16 protein-coding genes are annotated in these 18,816 nt (G+C 59.5%); all 16 read right to left on the bottom strand.

The window, feature by feature from the left end:
* Position 1 precedes the first annotated feature (1 nt).
* Positions 2-1,183, bottom strand: coding sequence for a glycosyltransferase (locus ACIGGF_RS02985; RefSeq protein ID WP_397519962.1), 1,182 nt, complete (start codon positions 1,181-1,183; stop codon positions 2-4).
* The gene (locus tag ACIGGF_RS02980; protein ID WP_397519961.1) at positions 1,134-1,967 is read right to left on the bottom strand and encodes a glycosyltransferase family 4 protein; all 834 of its coding nucleotides are present in this window, start codon (positions 1,965-1,967) and stop codon (positions 1,134-1,136) included. The genes ACIGGF_RS02985 and ACIGGF_RS02980 overlap by 50 nt, the downstream gene beginning before the upstream one ends.
* A gap of 296 nt (positions 1,968-2,263) precedes the next feature.
* On the bottom strand, positions 2,264-2,962 hold the full coding sequence (locus ACIGGF_RS02975; RefSeq protein ID WP_397519960.1) for an acyltransferase: 699 nt from the start codon (positions 2,960-2,962) through the stop codon (positions 2,264-2,266).
* Positions 2,959-3,531 carry a glycosyltransferase gene (locus tag ACIGGF_RS02970; RefSeq protein ID WP_397519959.1) on the bottom strand — a complete coding sequence of 191 codons (573 nt, stop codon included), beginning with the start codon at positions 3,529-3,531 and terminating at the stop codon, positions 2,959-2,961. The genes ACIGGF_RS02975 and ACIGGF_RS02970 overlap by 4 nt, the downstream gene beginning before the upstream one ends.
* A 439-nt stretch (positions 3,532-3,970) precedes the next feature.
* Positions 3,971-5,434, bottom strand: coding sequence for a hypothetical protein (locus ACIGGF_RS02965; RefSeq protein ID WP_397519958.1), 1,464 nt, complete (start codon positions 5,432-5,434; stop codon positions 3,971-3,973).
* The gene (locus ACIGGF_RS02960) at positions 5,431-6,579 is read right to left on the bottom strand and encodes a glycosyltransferase (RefSeq protein ID WP_397519957.1); all 1,149 of its coding nucleotides are present in this window, start codon (positions 6,577-6,579) and stop codon (positions 5,431-5,433) included. Before ACIGGF_RS02960 ends, ACIGGF_RS02965 begins: the two co-directional genes overlap by 4 nt.
* Positions 6,580-6,637: 58 nt before the next feature.
* On the bottom strand, positions 6,638-8,089 hold the full coding sequence (locus tag ACIGGF_RS02955) for a sugar transferase (RefSeq protein WP_397520150.1): 1,452 nt from the start codon (positions 8,087-8,089) through the stop codon (positions 6,638-6,640).
* 552 nt (positions 8,090-8,641) lie between these two features.
* Positions 8,642-9,961: a UDP-glucose dehydrogenase family protein gene (locus tag ACIGGF_RS02950; protein WP_397519956.1), complete on the bottom strand. Its 1,320-nt coding sequence runs from the start codon at positions 9,959-9,961 to the stop codon at positions 8,642-8,644.
* Between the two features lie 188 nt (positions 9,962-10,149).
* Entirely contained in the window at positions 10,150-10,413 is a 264-nt protein-coding gene (locus ACIGGF_RS02945) for a hypothetical protein (protein ID WP_397519955.1), read from the bottom strand.
* Positions 10,414-10,499: 86 nt separating this feature from the next.
* Entirely contained in the window at positions 10,500-11,945 is a 1,446-nt protein-coding gene (locus ACIGGF_RS02940; protein WP_397520149.1) for a sugar transferase, read from the bottom strand.
* Between the two features lie 340 nt (positions 11,946-12,285).
* A complete protein-coding gene (locus ACIGGF_RS02935; protein WP_397519954.1) occupies positions 12,286-13,137 on the bottom strand; it encodes a sialate O-acetylesterase in 852 nt (283 codons plus the stop codon).
* 10 nt (positions 13,138-13,147) lie between these two features.
* Positions 13,148-14,368 carry a lipase family protein gene (locus ACIGGF_RS02930; RefSeq protein ID WP_397519953.1) on the bottom strand — a complete coding sequence of 407 codons (1,221 nt, stop codon included), beginning with the start codon at positions 14,366-14,368 and terminating at the stop codon, positions 13,148-13,150.
* Between the two features lie 4 nt (positions 14,369-14,372).
* On the bottom strand, positions 14,373-15,644 hold the full coding sequence (locus ACIGGF_RS02925) for an acyltransferase family protein (RefSeq protein WP_397519952.1): 1,272 nt from the start codon (positions 15,642-15,644) through the stop codon (positions 14,373-14,375).
* 16 nt (positions 15,645-15,660) lie between these two features.
* Complete coding sequence (locus ACIGGF_RS02920) at positions 15,661-16,899, bottom strand: lipase family protein (protein ID WP_397519951.1); 1,239 nt, start codon at positions 16,897-16,899, stop codon at positions 15,661-15,663.
* Entirely contained in the window at positions 16,896-17,573 is a 678-nt protein-coding gene (locus ACIGGF_RS02915; RefSeq protein WP_397519950.1) for a YveK family protein, read from the bottom strand. The genes ACIGGF_RS02920 and ACIGGF_RS02915 overlap by 4 nt, the downstream gene beginning before the upstream one ends.
* Positions 17,570-18,814: a lipase family protein gene (locus ACIGGF_RS02910; RefSeq protein ID WP_397519949.1), complete on the bottom strand. Its 1,245-nt coding sequence runs from the start codon at positions 18,812-18,814 to the stop codon at positions 17,570-17,572. Before ACIGGF_RS02910 ends, ACIGGF_RS02915 begins: the two co-directional genes overlap by 4 nt.
* Positions 18,815-18,816: the final 2 nt, after the last annotated feature.

Below are 18,816 nucleotides of genomic sequence, written 5' to 3'. Positions count from 1 at the left end.
CCTAGGCCTCTTCACTCTTGACAGAATCCGCAGTCGATAATGCGTCTGACGCGCATGCCAACATCCTCTTCCCATAACCAATGTTCGTGAGTTCACGGTCATAAATCAAACCCGAAGAGCTTTCCAACAAATCCGCCCGGCCGTCCGATGAGATCGCGTAGTCGATTGCTCGAGACCAGTCTTCGACGCAATCACCCGAAATGAACCCGCGGTAAGAATTACTAAAATACTCTTCCAAACCCCCGCCCGATGTGGCAACAAACGGCACACCCGCCGCTGTCGATTCCAGAGCAACCGTCAAACCAGAAGCATGTTTGTTTTCTTTCAAAGGTATAACAGAACAATGGCTTACAGCATAAATATTGATGATATCGGAAAATCGGGCATTGCTAATTACTGAAATGTTTACTTGGTCGTTCAATGTAATTGGCGCTGTACGAGAGCAGACTAAGAAACTGAGATCTCGCCGGTGGACGGCAATTTCTCTCAATAGATCCCAATCTCGCTGAGGATCATTACCCGCACAGATGACAACTGGTGCGCTGTTGACTTCAGCATTAAGATGCGATCGCTTCGAATCAGCAGCGAACTTTCTGTTACGCAGAAATGGGCTCGGGTCTATTCCGTACTGGGCAACCTGCACGGGGCGCCCCAGCCATTGCGACAGCGCCGCCGCATTCAGAGTGCTGTGTGTTACGACGACCTCAGCACTTCGGAGACTGAATCTTGCTAGTCGACTTTGAAGACTTACATTCAGGTTTTGTGTTTCACCAGCCCACACTACCTGCGCAACAATTGGTGGCAGGTTACGAAAAAATCTCCCAATCAGAAGATATGCAACACATGTGTCCTCTGTATGCGAGATTACAACATCAGATTTGTAGATCGACCGGATATTAAAGAGCACATGTATGACATCAGTCCGAACAGTTTTTCTCAGAGCACGCCTTAGAAGACTCCAAATGCCTGATGTGAAGTAGTCCCGTGCAAACGATATGGACCAATCATCAAAGCTTTTCGGGTCCAACCCGTAAGGATACTCGTCCGCAACCTCACCGTTCAAAAACCTTTTCTTCCAGGTTGATTCACTGCGCCCACTTTCGAACAGGAACAGAACCCTACTTCGACCATCGCTAGGCTGCACCGAATACCCCCATTTTTTTAAGCGCGGATAAATACTCACCCGCGATCAAATCAGACGCGTATTTCTGAGCGGATTGGGTCGCTTCCACTGACATTTCGGACTTTGTCAGTTCGGGTAAAATAAAGTACCTTCGTATCGCCTCCGACAAAGACCCTCCGGCGTCTGAAACCACCCAGCCCACACCTGCGCGTACGACAATCTCCTCGGTACCTGTACCGGAAGATACGATAGGGAAACAACCTGCAGCGAGTCCCTCAATAACAGTCCGTCCGAAGGCCTCGTGCTCCGACACGTTGACTACTACATAAGCGTTTTTCAAGTGCTCGGCCACATTATCCGTCTTGTCCACCAAAACAATTTGGTGGCGGGACTTTTCTGCGTGACGCGAAACCACCTGCTCGTATGAAGAGCGGAATCCTAGTGGACTAATTCCGACAATAGAGACTGAAAGTGTGAAATCTTCGACTGCGTCGACAGCTTCCAATAATTTAAGCACCCGTTTATGCGGGACCACTTGCCCAACGATTGCCAATGAGTTTTGCGCTCGAACCTGATGCGGCTCTGGCAAAAATCTCGTCAGTGAGACCGGTCTTGGAACTACGCATCGCTTAACCGTTGAATGAATTGGGTTTGCCGCTCCTGCGGATGTGGCGATGACCCCGCTCAGAAACCGAGAAAGGAGATTCAGTATTTTGTTGCCGCCGGTGCCGGAGAACGTTTCATGGAGATCTAAGACGCATGGCTTGCGCGCCAAACGTGCGGCAGTTAAGACCTCGAGCAGCTCCCATGTGCCAAAGCACACCACTATATCGTAAGACTTCAATGCTCGTGATAAGCGGAAACCCCCATTCAGGCTCCCTAAAGCGTCTAAAACTAGGTCAGCCTTACTAGAAGCAGAAGTTCCGCCGGCGTCACGTACGCGTCGCCGTGTCTTGATCTCAAAGTCGGAGACGCCCACCTGAGCTGGTAGCTTATCGCGTATTGGAGAACCATTTGCAGCTATTACTGTGACATCAGCTGCGCTTGATAGATGTTCCACTATCTCGATTAGACTGGTCTCGGCTCCCCATATATTCGGAGCGTCCGTAACAAAGCACACTTTCACCGGGTCGACGTAGCTCATCTGGTGCCGATCAGACGCGCGGGCACGCCACCGACGATGGTCCCGGCAATTACGTTTTCGCGCACGACAGCCCCTGCGGCAATTACAGAACCGCGCCCGATATGGGTCCCTGCTAGGACAACAACCCCCGCACCTATCCAGACGTCATCTTCAATCACGGTACGTTGTCGGCTCTCCCCCTGCAGTCGAATGGGTACATCAGACGCCTCAAAGTTGTGATTCTCGGACAGTATGGTCACGTTCGGGCCGAGTAATACGTCGTCCCCGATTTGCACACCTCCCTGGCCCATTATGCAGTTGTAGGCTCCGATCGCGGAACGGGAGCCTATTATTATGCCAGTTCCCGAATTCCGTATGACCCCCGAAACCCGCAGCTGGCTATGTGAGTCGACGGTCGCATTTTCAGAAAGTGTTATACCGCTTCCGCCCAACGCATCAAGCAACACGTCCGAACCAATGCTTACTGCAGATCCCAGCCTCAGATTTTCTGAGGCTTTCACAACGACACGTCGGCCAAAATAACAGTCGCGATGCCCCCGTGCAGTGGCACGAATACGACTCGCCGACTTGTTTGCCAGAAATTCCAACAATTGGCGATCGCTAATATTCGGGTCTATTCCTGTATCTTGGCTACGTTCGGCTTTATATAATGCATCGATCTTGCTCCGGAAGGAACTGGAGATATAATTTATCATTCTATTAGCTCCCGTATCTTTCGGACTGTGCGTGTCCACGAGTAACTGGAATGGTTGTCAACTTCACGATCGCCCACTTCAGGAAGCTGGTCAAGAGCGTCAATGAGAGACTCTGCACTGCGTGGGTTGAAGAATCTAGTTCGTGGGTTGCGGGATACTTCCCGGAACGCCTTGATGTCACTTAGCACTGACGGAGACCCGGACAGTTCAGCCTCAAGAATGGGTAGTCCAAATCCTTCATCTAAAGACGCAAATATGAACGCCTGACAATTCTGGTAAAGCCATTTCAGCTCGGAGTCTGGAATGAACCCGGCAAATATGAGATCCTTATGGACATCGTCTATCATGTCTGTCACGCCTTGACCTGTGAGACCCTCCGGTTGGCCAACTATAACCAAGGGGAAGTTTGCCGAAATCTTTTTGGCTGACCGCAGCGCTGATATTACAAACTCAAGGTTCTTTCGGACGTTCAGCCGTCCTACGCAGAGATAAAACTGGTCTAACTGCACACCAAGATTTGCTCGCTCTGGTGAGGTATTCAAGTAGCCCTCTGGCACAGCAAGGCCCACGCTAACCGCTTTCCGGCGAAGCGGGAGGCTAGTAGAAATCTGCTGAGCCTCCGAGTGTGTCGAAGATATAACTTGTGGTGAGTACCGAGCAGAAAAAGTAATCAGAGATAAGTACATGCGTTCTTGCATCGAGAACCAGTTCGGTTGCCTTCTATATATGACATCGTGAATGAATGTAACAGCGGTCTTACTGGAGCGTAAGCTCGAAAAGTTATGCAGAACCGCGGCGTCGCAATCTGCGGTTCGCGCGTCAAATTCGACCAAGTTAGAAAGCGCATGCTGGCTGATTCTAGGTCGGCGAATTTGGCATCCTTCTGGTGCATTCTGTAATGGCCCAAATAGTACCAATTGATCGTCTGGGTATACCTCACGCCACCGACAGACGATTGAGCGTAAGACGTTACGTCCAGATGGCGGTCCATCGTCCCACCAATGAGCATCAAATGCTATGCGCATAATCCACCTGCCTCTTGGGCTTAGCAACCTCCACGATGCCCCGAGTCGTTTGGTTTGACCTCCACTTAACGAGCACGCCTAGGGCGGCCCAATAGAATCCGTACCAAATCGGGTTTGTCGTCACTGCAATGAGTGAGAAACTGAGTAGTAGCGGTAGGCTTCTAATGCCGATGCCGAACGCTGTCGCTGCAAACGCCGTACAGAAGAAGATAAATCCAATCAATCCGACGTCATAGATTAAGGCTATCCACCAAAATCCGAAGTAGACCTGTCCAGTAGAGGACTGGTTGGATGAGTGAGTCTGCGGGTAAGCATTCGTACCTCGTCCAATAAAGGGGTTAGCGGATGCGATTTCCGACAACGCTTGGTCGGTCGTTTCGGCCCGCAGTCGCCCAGTACCAGTGTCTGTGCTGCCAAATTCGTTGAGTCGATTGGCCGCCGTTACAACCAGCTCGCTGCTGTCGTTCGTGACTGTTATTGTCAGTGATGCCGCTCCTATTTGCAGAGCAACGACAGTGGCCACAATTGCAGCCACTACAATTCCTTTAAATAGGGGCTTCGCAGTCAGCAAAAAGTAGATCAATGTGAATGCGATTACAATCGGAATTACTGTGCGTGTCACACTTAATGCGACAAGAACTATACTCAGCAGCGCTTGTGCGTAAAACAGCCTCTTGCTTAGGTCCCGATAGAATGCCAGACTGAGCGCCAAGAACGCGCAGACATACGATGCGGCGAGGTTGGGTTCCAGCATCAGGCCTTGAGCTCGTTGATATGAACTCGCGTAATCCTGCTCGACAAAGATTGATTCGGAGCCCGCCGGCGATAGCGCCCATCCCGCAATCGAGAAGATACTGTATGCCACAATTGTATAGGCCGCATCTATGGCCATTCTCGCTGCGTCAAGCCTGGTCCGATGGATAAGAACTACGGTAGCCAATCCGATTGTTAACCAAAGCGTCAGACGTATACTTTGCAACGGTTGCACTGCGTAGATTGCACTTGTTACAAAGGCTGTGAGTATCCACAGAGCTGCCGACCACGCGGCAAGCTTAATCCAAGACGAAAAGCGCACTCCTGCAGCAATGTTGCTGGAGTTGAAAATGATGTGGCTAGCAAGTATAACGAGAGCAACATGTTCGGGCAGAATGGTTATGAATCCCGCCTTGAGCGTCTGGCCGGAGCACCCAAGAAGCGCTACTAGGACTATCCACGTGAATCTTTCGCTCCGAGCCGCGGCGTTTAAAGCTAATCCAGCGAAGATCGCTAGCGCAGTGTACATCATCGCGACAGGCCACGTTACAAAGATGAGCGTGGCTGAGAGTGATATGAAAGCTGCCAAGAAGTAGAACTGCGTGCCGGATATTTTGATCGTTAGGCCTGGACTCCGACCCATGCGGTTGTTTGGACCAGTGCGCGATTTAGTTCCGTTGCCGATGTAACTCACTGCTTCGCTTCTGCCGTACGATCTGGCCGGGTCTGACTAGCTGGAATTCCTTCAAGTGCGTTCGTGATCAGACTCGAATATTTATTGCAGACAGTCTGCCATGTGTAGTGGTCTTGCGCCCTTTGAATGGAAAGGGCTGCTGATTCAGTTTTCCATTTTGAATCAACCATGGCGCGACTGAGGCCCGCCGCGATAGCACCTGGCTCGGGGAGAACAAATGTACCTAAGTCTGACAAAACTTCCCTGTTGTAAATTGTGTCACGAGCGATGACAGGTGCTCCACATGCCATTGCCTGGACTAACGCTGGATTCGTTCCCCCGACGCTGTGACCGTGAAAGTAGGCACCCGCGTGCTGCCAGAGGGAGAACAGCTTCTGGTCGTCACTCACGTGCCCCAGCCACTGGACGCGGGGCGATTCGTCGGCCAACGTCTGCGCGGCGAGGTCAAGCTCCCCGCCGTAGCCCGAGGAGCCGACAATCACCACGTTCCATTTCTTACTGAGTTCTTTAGCGGCTTCGAGGAACTCGGGAACGGTGTTCTCCGGGACGAATCGAGCCACGATCAGTACGTATTCTCTGGACTTCAAGCCCTCGACGACTGGGAGTCGGTCAGGAGCGTCGCCACCGTAGGGAATGAACACCCCATCGCGCCCGAAACCGTGCTGCCATCGCCGCCGAATCTCATGCGAGTCGCATACCAGTTCCGATGCATACCTCGCTGTCAGTCGAGCTCCGCCACGGAACACCCGCTTGGCGTTGGTGCCCCACTTCGCTCGCTCCCACTCGATACCGTCGACGTTGACCACCGTCGGAATGCCTCGAGAACGAAGCAGTGGAAGCCAGTATCCGTTCGCTACGTTCATTATCAAAGCCACATCGGGCTTGCGACGGGCTGCACTGAGCGACGACGTTAAACCGTAGCTGAGCGTGCTGAGTGACTTGGTTTCGAGGCCCTTAGTCATCACCGATGACACCCGGGGGTCCAGCAGAGGGTCGTCCGTCTTGACTGCGCCTGGACGCCCGTAAACAGTCACGTCCCAGCCCGTTTCGACGAGGTATGGCGCCAGACGCCGGATCAGCGTCTCGAATCCGCCGTAGTAGCTGGGATATCCCCGCGTACCGATGATTGCAACTGACTTGCTCATTGAATTCCTAACCCTCCCGACATGAGAACAGCGCTACGAACACCCGACTTGGGCAAACTCAATACGCCCCGTCGCTCCCAGCTACTGCCTTCATGGTCTTGGCAATGATCAGAAGATCCCCCACCATCGACCAATTCTCGACATATGAAAGATCCAATCGCACAGTCTCTTCCCACGACAAGTCGGATCTGCCGCTGACCTGCCACAGCCCGGTGACTCCTGGCTTCACCAGCAGCCGCCGACGAACCTCGCCGTTGTAGGTCTCGACCTCGCGGCGCAGCGGAGGCCTCGGCCCCACCACACTCATCTCGCGCTTGAGCACGTTGATGAACTGCGGAAGCTCGTCCAGACTGAAGCGCCGCAACACCTTGCCTACCGGTGTCACCCGCGGATCGTCACGCATCTTGAACAACACCCCGCCGGCACCCTCGTTCTTGTCCAGAAGATGCGCCACCTGCTTGTCCGCATCGACGGTCATGCTGCGGAACTTGATCATCGAGAACGGTGTGCCATCGATGCCCATGCGCTCGGACTTGTAGAACACCGGCCCGCGACTGGTTGCCTTCACTGCGACGGCGACTGCCAGCAGGATCGGCGAGATCAATACGAGCACCAAGGCAGCGAATGTCAGATCGAAGGCTGTTTTGCTGAACCGCGTCGCGCCGTTGTACTGAGGCTTCTCTACGTGGATCAGCGGGAAGCCGGCCACCGGCCGCATCACCAGGCGCGGGCCGGCCACATCAACCACACCCGGCGCGACGACCAAGTCGACGTCCTTCTTCTCCAGATCCCAGATCATCTTGCGGATGCCCTTGTGCCCGAGGTGCTCGGTGGCTGTCACCGCAACGGTGTCGGCACCGCACTCTTCGATCGCAGCGAGGACGTCGTGCTCATCGCCCAGAACCGGGATCTCGGAGCCTTCGACACTCAGAACTCCGTCACGCGGAGCCTGGTAGCCGGGCATGCAGATGCCCACCACGGCGTAGCCCGCGGAGGGGGACTTCTCGAAGGATTGCGCCATGGCGACGGCAGCGGATCGGCTCCCCACGATCAACACTGAGGTCTTGTATTCACCGCGGTCTCGCGAGTGCGCGACTACCTTGCGCCAGACCCAACGGCTCAATAGCAGCGCGATCAGCCCCACCGGCAAGGCAATAGCGAGGTAAAGGCGAGCGATGTCGATGCGGAACAAGAGCGAGACTATGGCGATGACGCCGAACAGGCGGAACGTGGCCGACACGATGCGTCGGTACTCTTCGGCACCGTTGCCGATTACTCGTGTTGATCGCGTGCGGAAGATGGCAAGGAAGGCGACCCAGACGGCAGCAATGATGACGGACACTCCCGTGTACGTCATCATCGAGAGCAGGCCGGTGGATTCGACTCCGCCGAAGCGCACGATCTGAGCCAGACCTACCGACAGAACGACAACGACGACGTCGGTCACCCGAAGCCGGCGGACGTATTGGTCTTCCCACACGTGTCGTGACGTGAGCCTGCGGGCCACCATCGCGCCCGAGCGACGCGGATGTCCCCACAGAGAGCGCTGTGCAGCCCCGACAGATGCCACGTGCTCCCCTCCTTCGTACTACTGCGCGCACCGGAGGTGAACGCGAGTTCGGTTCGAACCAATCCGGATTGCAACTGGTATCGAATTCAAATAGTCCCACGCTGTTACCCGATGCACCACGCGAGCGGCGCGAATCACAAACGAATAACAGTAAGCACTCGGTTTACCACACTGTCGTTGACTAGGCGATTCGCGTGACTGGGACTCTGGAGGTGTAACCGCCACCGGACCCAAAAACGTTACATGCCAGCACAATCAACGCGTCAATGTGACGGTTCACAGTTTGCGGCGCTGTTTATGGTGCGATTGAAACGTCGCCCCGGTTCTATAGTCCGCCGAACAAACCGCACAAGGCGCAAGTCGAACCGAAACAGGGATTTCGCTTGCACCACGGTTCGTGTTATTGCGAATTGTAGATAACACTGACTAGACACGGTGACGCGACGAGTTCATTCCATCGAATGAACTCGGTTGCCCGGTTTTGCATCTCGATCAGGGACGACCGAGTCCGCGGTAGTTCCATCCCGCCGCCCGCCACTGCTCCGGATCCAGGCAGTTGCGTCCGTCGATCAGCGTCTTGCTGCGCACTGCGCCCTCCAGGTCCTGCGGAGCGAGCGCCTTGAACTCTTTCCACTCCGTGAGGACCAGCACCACGTCGGCACCTTCACAGGCCTCGAGCGCAGAATTGCTGTAGGTGAGAGTGGGGAACAGTGCCCGCGAGTTCTCCATGGCCTTGGGGTCGTACACGTTGACCGCGGCACCCTGCAGCTGGATCTGACCGGCCACGTTCAGGGCGGGCGAATCACGCACGTCATCGGAGTCCGGCTTGAACGCGGCACCGAGTACGGCGACCCGAGCACCGAGCAGCGACCCGCAGGCTTCGCGGGCCAGCTCGACCATGCGAGTACGGCGTCGCATGTTGATGTTGTCGACCTCGCGCAAGAACGTCAGGGCCTGGTCAGCACCCAGCTCTCCCGCCCTGGCCATGAAAGCACGGATGTCCTTGGGCAGGCAGCCTCCACCGAATCCGATGCCGGCATTGAGGAACTTGCGACCGATCCGCTCGTCATGCCCGATGGCATCGGCGAGCACGGTCACGTCTGCACCCGCGGCCTCACAGACCTCGGCAATGGCGTTGATGAACGAGATCTTGGTGGCCAAGAATGCGTTGGCCGACGCTTTGACCAGCTCGGCGGTAGCGAGGTCGGTGACCAGGAACGGGATCTTTTCGTCGAGCAGCTGAGCATAGACCTCGCGGGCAAGCTGCTCTGCACGACCCTGCCGGGCGCGGTCCACACCGAGAACCAGGCGATCAGGATGGAGGGTGTCTTTGACGGCGTAGCCCTCACGGAGAAACTCAGGGTTCCAGGCAACCTCGACGTCGTCGCCGGCGGGGGCGAGTTCACGGGCGATGCGTCCGAGACGTTCCGCTGTTCCGACGGGGACGGTCGACTTACCGAAAATCACGGCCGGCTTGGTCAGCAGCGGGGCCAGCGTCTCGATGACCGAGTCGACGAACTTCATGTCGGCCGCGAACTCCCCCTTCTTCTGGGGAGTGCCGACACCGAGAAAGTGCACCTCCGCAAAGTCGGCGGCTTCTTGATACGACGCGGTGAAGCGCAGACGTCCTGCCGCGATGTTGCGCTGCAGCACTTCTTCGAGACCGGGCTCCCAGAAGGGGACCTCACCGGCTTCGAGCTTGGCGAGCTTCGCCGGGTCCACATCCACGCCGAGTACCTCGTGGCCCAGTTCGGCCATACAGGCTGCATGGGTGGCACCGAGATAACCGGTACCGAAGACTGTGATTCGCATGCTGTTCGTTCCCCGTCGGTTGTGCTGCTGAGCTGTCTGTTCGGTCGAAACATTGCCCCGACCGATGCTGGGCTCTCGTGTCGACTACGCCCGCGTCTGCGAATAGTAAACGCAGTCCCGGTATCTCCGATACTCGAAGCCATGGGGCTCACGACACGGTGGACAGCCGGCAACTCAGGCGCGAATTTTCAGCGACGAACGGGAAACTGCGGGTTCTCGGGTTCTTCGACGGCCTCGGCGCAGCGGTGGATGAAATCGCTCAACTCGGTGCGCACCTCGGCAGCCAGTAGATCCAACGGGGCCTCGGTGCCGTGGTACTCGGCGAATGCCGATGTGTAGGCGTCGACGCTGTCGGAGATCACCGCATGCAGCGACGTCGACCGGTTCAGATGCACATGAGCAATCTGATCCACGCGCTCGGACAAGAAATCATGAAAAGAGTTCTGTGCCATGGTAGTACCGATTCCATTCTCCGAAAGACTCGTCATCTCAGCATGATACGAACAAAACCGACCACCTGCACGGTGAGTGCGGGTGGTCAGTAGGCGCCGTCGCTCTTGACGACGGCAACAGCCGTCTTGGCGATGATGAGCAGATCGCCCGTCATCGACCAGTTCTCGACGTACGAGAGATCGAGGCGAACGCTTTCCTCCCACGACAGATCGGATCGGCCGCTCACCTGCCACAACCCGGTGATACCGGGCTTGACGAGCAGTCGCCGTCGCACCTCGCCGTCGTAGGTCTCCACTTCGCTGCGCAACGGTGGCCGCGGACCGACCACGCTCATCTCACGCTTGAGCACGTTGACGAACTGCGGTAGCTCGTCGAGGCTGAACTTGCGCATCACCTTGCCGATGCGGGTGACCCGTGGGTCGTCGCGCATCTTGAACAACACTCCGCCTGCGCCCTCGTTCAGAGCAGACAACTCCTGCACGCGTTTGTCTGCGTCCTGCACCATGCTGCGGAACTTGATCATCTGGAAAGGCTTGCCGTCGATGCCCATTCGCTCGGAGTTGTAGAAGATCGAACCCTTGCTCGTGAGTTTGATGATCACGGCGAGGGCAATGAGGATGGGTGAGATGAGCAGCAGGATCGACGCGGCGAACACGAAGTCGAAGGCCGTCTTGCTGAAGCGCTTCGCACCGTTGTACTGAGGCTTCTCCACGTGAATGAGCGGGAAGTTGGCCACCGGCCGCATCACCAGTCGGGGACCTGCCACGTCCATCACGCCGGGCGATACGACGAGGTCCACCTTCTTCTTTTCGAGGTCCCACACCATCTTTCGCAGTCCGCGATGGCCGATGTGCTCGGTGGCCGTCACTGCGACGGTGTCGGCTCCGGAGATCTCGATGGCCTCGACCACACTGTGCTCGTCGCCCAGCACGGGAATTTCGACGCCGTCGACGGTGAGTGAGGTGTTGTGGCCGGGCTCGTAGTTGGGCAGGCAGATTCCGACCACGCTGTAGCCGGCTTCGGGGGAACGCTCGAAGGACGCGGCCATCGACAACGCCGAACTGCGGCTGCCGACGATCAGCACCGATGTCTGGTAGCCGCCGCGGGCGCGTCGGCGAGCGACCACCTTGCGCCAACCCCACCGGCTCAACAGCAGGCCGATCATGCCGACGGGTAGCGCGATGGCGAGATACAGCCGAGCGATGTCGAACCGGAACAGCAGCGAGAATATGGCGATGGTGCCGAACAAGCGGAACGTGGCCGAGACGATGCGTCGGTACTCCTCCGACCCGTTGCCCAGCACCCGCGGGGAACGAGTACGGAAAATAGCGAGGAACGCCAACCACAGGACGGCGAGTACACCCGAGACTCCGAAGTAACTCACGATGGCCATCGGCTCGCCGAAGTCGATATCACCGAACCGGATGATCTGAGCCACTGTCACGGCACCGAGAACAACAAGAGTGTCGGTTACCCGCAAACCCTCGGTGTAGTGCGCTTCCCATTCGCGACGCGACGTCACCCGTCGCATCCGCCTCGCGTCACGCCGAGACACTACCGAATTCTGCGTATTCAGATCACTCACTGACACTGCTTCCCCCTCGGTACGTGTGCCCTGCCGAAATTCCGTGATCGACCTTCCGTGATCGACCTATCGTGATCGACACAGCACCGTGCCACCCCGTCTTATTATCTGCATTCATCGCGCTGAACGTGACTCGTGATAACGATATGTTGATCGACGCTGAGCCGCATGTCGTTACATGTTTCGAGTGCATTAACCAGGGGCGACCACTATGTTTCCGGCAGCGCCGAATTCCCCATTTCACCCCACTCCCGGGAACCACTAAGCAACACATCGACACTCGATGTCAAGCGGTGTCGGTCGATTGCACGACTCGCGGCGTCATGCCCGCGAAGGCGTTCCACATGCGGTGCCCCAATTCCCGTTGTCCCTCGCCGCTGTAGTGAATCTTCTCCGTCTCGCTGTTGTAGAGACCCCGCGGGCCCGGCACGTACACAACGTTCGGTCGTCGATGCGGCGTCTCGGCATGCACCGCGTCGATGACGGCGTAGTTGGGCTCCCCCGATTCGATTTCGTCCGGCACCATCTGACCCAGAACGAACGGCACATCACCGAACTCCGCACGCAGCGCGTCGATGAGCGAGTCGAGTTTCTCGGCATACACCGGCCCGGTCAGCAACGGCACATCACTCTCGCCCTGATGCCACAACACCGCGGCGAGCTCGTTGCCGGCCTTGGTGGCGAGGCCGGTTCGGATGCGCTGCATGGCATTCCAGAACAGATTGACGCGGGCACCGGTATCGGCTGGATCCCACGAGATGCCGTGGATGCGCGCAAATCCTGAGTCGCCGCGAGCGTAGGGGACGAGCAACACAGGCTTCCCCGTCGTATCGGCGAGGTGCGCTGCTAACGTCGGGCCGAATCCCACTGCCTTGGAGGGAACCTCGTGAAAGAGTGGATTGCTGCCCGCCACGATCGAATTCTTCGACCGCCCCGACGCCGCCCACTGATGCACGCGCGGATGCGGGGCGTCGAGACCGGACCGATCCAACCCTCGGCCTGCCCCGTGCGCATTCGATTGCCCCAGCACGGCGACCACCAGATACGGCTCGTCGAACTGCTCCACCGCAATGCCGCGTCCCAGACGCTTCTTGACCACGTCCTTCGCTCGTACCGTCAGATCTTGACGTAACCCCATGACGCCCCCTTCATCGACTGCAATCGTTCTGCGCCGGTACCCCGGCAAAACGATCTGCTATCCACGCATTGACGGCGTCTCCGTTGACGTCCCCGTGCCCCCGCCCAGCCTGCCGATCGATGGTGATGACGTCTCCGAACGCGCAGGCCCGCTCGAGTGCCGCGTCGGTCCACGCCGCGTCGATGAAGGTGTCGGCATCGCCGTAGGCCACCAGCATCGGAGCCGACGCCGGCCTCGTGGGCACGGCCATCGCCCTCAGTGTCTCTCGTAACACCGCCGCGGCCTCGTCGGTCTCGGGCACAAAGTCTTTGTCGCCGAGCTGCTTCACCGCGTCCTCGCGGGCAGCGGCCTTGTCTGGGGTACACCCGGTGAGCGCAGCCCAGTCCTGCGCGGCGTTGCCGCTGCGATAGTCGTCGAGATTCAGGGCAGGGTCGCGGCGCGACAATGATTCGAGTACCCACTGCAGCAGCGGGCCCTGGTCGTCGGTCAACGTTCCCGCGATGGCCTTGTCCACCAACCCGACCATGTTCGCCGCGGGTGCCAGCGCTACCGCACCGACCAGATCCAGCTCGGGCGCATAGGAATCGGCGAGCTCGTTCGCGGCCCACGCAGCACCGCCGCCCTGCGAGCCACCGAACGCTGCCCACCGGGTACCCGCATCGGGGAAGACGGTGCGCAAGGCGCGAACGGCATCGATGACGTCGTAACCGGCTGTGATGTTGTCCAGGTAGGCATGATCGCCGGGGTACCCCAACCCCTCGTAGTCGGTGATGGCTACGGCGAAACCAGCTGTGGTGTAACCCTGTACGAGTGCCGACGCGCCCAGCAACGAGCTGGACTCCGACGGCGCGCAGTCCTGCTCGATGCCCGTCGTGCCATGGGCGTAGGAGATGATCGGCCAACCACCCTCGGGTGCGTCTCCTTGCGGGGTGAACACCGTGCCCGATACTTCCCGCTCCCCAACATCCGGCTGCACCGAGCGATACGCCACCTTTGCTGCGTTCACACCCGAAAGCCGCACCTGGATCGGCAGATTGGGCATGGTCTCGGCACTGACGATCGAGCCGCTGCCCGTGCCCGGGTCTGCGATAACCATCGGCTGTGGATCCGAACCGGTCACCGCCGCAGCAAGGGCTCGCTGCACGTCTGCACCCACCGGCACGACGACGGCACATCCCGCCAACGCTGGGAGCAGCAGCACTGCTGTGAGCGCTCGATGTGTGCGACGCATGAAACTATTTGCTGGCCTTGAATCTACGGGCGTAGGTCAACGCGGGCTTCTCGATGAACCGGTAGGTCAGCGTGCCGAACGCGATGCTGATCGCACTGACCACCACGAAGTTGCGAAGCATGCCCAGCGGGCTGTCGCCGGCCATCCAGCCGAAGCGGCCCACCATGATCAGAACGGGGAAGTGCCACAGGTACACGCTGAGCGAGATCATGCCCACGTAGCTCAGCGGTGCCCAATCGGCGCGCTCCGCCAGCACGGATCTCTCGCCCCTCGCCAGTGGCGCGATGATGAACAGGATGAGCAAGGCCGAACCCAAGGCCACAGTGGAACTCTGCCAACGCGAGTTGTCGTCGATCAGCTTCAGCGAGATCGCCGCCGTGGGGATCATGGCAAGGCCCGTCCACCACCGCATCTTGGTTGCGATGGCACCCTTCATGATTCCGTTGTCGACGGCGACGAAAACTACGGCTGCGAGCATCCCGTACGTGAAATTGTCTGCCAGCGACCAGAAGCTACGGCTGAGCACCGCGATCTGGTTGGGTCCCCAATCCAGCAACTTCGGATCGGTGATGCCCGACGGCCCCACGAGTGAGGCGGTGTACAGCTTTCCGGTCACGCCGATGACGAACATGATCACCACCGGGATCATTGCCAGCACCGGGGCCGAGATGGAGGTGCGCTTGCGCAGATAGAACGAGATACCCGTCAGCAGCGGCAGCGCGATGTAGAACGCGAACTCCAGCGACAGCGACCACGACGGGTTGATTCCGGTCTGCAACATGCCGGGGATGTAGGAGTGCAGCAGCGTGAGATTGGCCAGCAGTGTCCACGGATCGGTGAGGACCCCCAGGCCGTTGTCGGTGAAGTGCTGCTCGGCGACGGCGGCGTTCTCCACGAACACCGCACGCATCACGAAGTTCGCGAACAGGAAGATGAACAGGTACGCGGGGAACACTCGCAGCAGGCGGTGCATGGCGTAGCTGACGTTGTTGGGCATCGGTTTGCCGGCGAACAACTTTCGGACCATCGGCAGGAAGATCAGAAACCCCGAGAGGGCGAAGAAGAAGATCAATCCTTGGCCGAGTAGACCGAGCTTGTACGTGAGCACGGTCTGGGGCGAGTAGTGGCCGCCGACGTGCACGGCGAGCACGCACAGGCACGCGAAGCCGCGCGGCCCGTCGAGGCCGAGGATGCGAGCGGGCCGTTTGGACTCGCCGTTCACTGCAGATGCGGGCGCAGTGGCTGCGGCCGCGGTGCTGTCCGGAGTTGCTGTCATGGCTGCCTTCGACGAGTTACGGTGCCGGAGCCGGAGCTGGGCAGAAGTTGACGGCCTCGGTGCCGGAGAACCGGTCCTGTAGCCATCCGAACGCAGCAGCACCGTCGATGTCTGCGTGACCGGAATTCGGTTGAAGCACATACTGAATACTGTCGCCGCTGCCACAGCCGGCGGCGATGGCCGCATCCGTCCACGGCTGCGAGATCAACGTGTCCTGGCCGCCGTAGATCACCAGCATCGGAGCCGACGCGGGCGACATGGGCAGACTCATCTCCCGCAGGTAGCCCTCCAGCGTCGCGGTTGCCTCCGGTGTTGCCGGGCGCAGATCGTCGTCGCTGATCTGTGCCGCCAGAGACGTGCGGTCGGCAGCGAGAACGCCGCCGCAGGCCGACAGCTCGTCCCACCGCTCCTCGACGATGCCCCTGCGGTAGTCGTCGAGATCCATCTCGGGGTGCGACTGCGACAACCCCACCAGAACCCACTGCAGCAGCGGCTTCTGGTCGTCGGTGAGCGTGCCGTTGGCTGCCGCTTGCGCCAAACCGGTGATGTCTGCAGCAGGAACCAGGCTGACCGACCCCACCATGTCCAGACCCGCGCCGTAACTGCTCGCCAATTCGTTTGCTGCCCAGGAGGCTTGGCCACCCTGAGAGCCACCGAAGGACGCCCATCGGGTCGAGGTGTTCGGCACCAACTTTCGCGCGGCACGGACCGAATCGATGAGGTTGTTCCCGACGGTACGCGCGTCGAGGTACGGGTGATAGGTGCCGTCGAGGCCGAGCCCCTGGTAATCCGAGACCGCCACCACGTGCCCGGACCGCACCAACGCTGCGACGATCTGCGAGCTACCCAGCAGTTCCGGGTCGGTCGACGGGCCGCAGTCCTCGAGCACCCCGGTGGTGCCGTGTCCGTAGGCGATGATCGGCCAACCACCCTCCGGCGCTGGGCCTTCCGGGGCGAAGATGGTGCCCGATACCCGTTGCTCCGATCCGTCTACTCCCGACGTCGAGGTGTAGACCACCCGCGCCGCGATGGAGGAAATTCCGCTCAACCGGCGATCGATGGTGAGCAGCTCCTCCGCACTCTCCAGAGAACCAGGGCCGTTGCTGCCGTAATCGGCCGGCAGCGTGGCCCCGACCGCGACGGATTGCGGATCGACCACCGCCTCGTCCGACGAGCACCCCGCCGCTGTCAATGCCAGCGCCAGCGCGCCGACTGTCACCGCTCTGCGCAGCAGCCTCGTTCCTGCATCGTTCATCGTTTCTCCCCCATGCGTTCCCCCAGTAATTGTTCGACCTGATCGCGATGGTCGATCGAATCTCGCGAAATCCCCCTCGCGAGCACCAGCACACTGCCCAGAACGACCCCCATGACGCCGCCCAGCATCGCGTTGCTCGTGCGCGTGGGGCCGGTTGCCGCACCCGGGGTGGTGGCCGCATCCACGACGGTCAGCTGCGACACCGGTCCGTCGACTCCCAGGTCGATCTCCCCGACCAGCCTGACCAGTTGCACTGCAACCGCATTGGCGATATCACGCGCCAGCTCGGCATCGTCGTTGACCACGGACATCTCGATGAGAGCCGAGCCGGGACTGGGCACCACCGTGATGTCGTTCTTCAGCTCGGCAGGTTCCATCGGCACATCCAGGGATGCGATGACCCGACGCAAGACCTGCTCGCCGGTCGCGAGCTGAACAGACGACTCGACGCGAACCAGCGACCCACGGTTGCCGTCCACCGAATTCTTGGGTGACGGTGGACCGGGCGCAGTGACGAACACCCGGGAGGCCGCGGTGTACGACGGCTCCACGAATGATGTCGCCAGCCACGCCACGGCCGCCGACAGGACGGCGGCAGCCGCGATCAAGGCCCAGCCGGACAACAGGATCCGGCCGTAGTCCTTGAGGGTCGGCACACCCGCCGGTGCGATCATCGTCTCTGCTCACAGGTGTCGACGGGCCGTTGGCCGGCGAACATACTCTTGACCCACGGCAGCGACCGACTGCTGTCCAGGTTGCCGTGCCCCTCCCCTTGATGCAGTTCGTACTCGACGACGCCCCCGAAATCGCACGCGCGCTGCAACGCCTTCTCGGTCCACGGCTCGAGGATCAGATCGTCTTCGCTGCCGTACATCACCAGCAGCGGTGTGGTCGACCCTTGTTGCGGCAGCGCCATATCCGCGAGGTAGCCACGCAGACGATTTGTCGCCTCCTGGCTGACCGGCTTGAGATCGTCAGGCTGGAGCCGCGTCTGCAACTCGGGTACCTCCAACGATCCCGGAGGGACGCATTCGAGTAGGTCGTCCCACCGTTCGCGGGCGAAGCCGGACCGGTAGTCGTCCAGATTCATCTCGGGGTAGGAGATCGCCAGCGAGTGCAGCGCGTACATCAGCAAGGGGTACTGCGCACGGGTCAGCGTCTCGTTTGCGGCGGCGTCGGCCAAGCCCGCCATATCGGAGACCGGCACCATCGCGGCCGTGCCGACCAGCTCGAGTCCACCGCCGTACTCGGCGTTGCGGTCGCTCGCCGCCCACGCCGCCATCCCCCCGAGTGAGACCCCGTACGCCGACCACCGAGAACTCAAGGTGGGCATGAAGTTCCTGGCTGCGCGCACGGCGTCGATCATGTTGTAGCCGAACGTCTTCGAGTCGAGATAGGGATGATAAGACCCTTCGAGTCCGAGACCCTGATAGTCGGTCATCGTCACCGCGAAACCGTTCAGCGCGAGAGCGGCCACGATAGGAGCGTTACCGAGCAGGTTCGCGTACAACGAGGGCCCGCACGCGTTGAGCACTCCCGTGGTTCCGTGCCCGAACGAGACGATGGGCCAACCGCCCTCGGGAGCGGTACCGGCGGGAACGACGACGGTTCCCGAGACCTCCGTCGGTTGACCGGTGACCCCGGACGTCGACCGGTACACCACCCGGGTTGCGGACGCACCGAGCTCGGTGATGTCGACAGCGATGTCCTCTATCGGTTCCGCCGAGATCAACGACCCGGGAGCGGACCCACCGATGTTCGACGGCGGCGGCGGTTTCGACGCCGTCGCCGATGCCGTGACCGGGGCCGTCGGCACGCCGGGTGGAATGACCACGGGTGCCTCCTGCGAACAGGAGACCACCATCGCCGCGGCGGTCAGCACCACACCGACCTTCGCCGCGAACCTCCCTGCCATCG

The organism is Rhodococcus sp. NPDC078407 (assembly GCF_044542515.1).
Classification (GTDB): domain Bacteria; phylum Actinomycetota; class Actinomycetes; order Mycobacteriales; family Mycobacteriaceae; genus Rhodococcoides.
The sequence above is the reverse complement of the archived record's forward strand: the minus strand, read 5'-3'. Positions and strand labels throughout refer to the sequence as shown.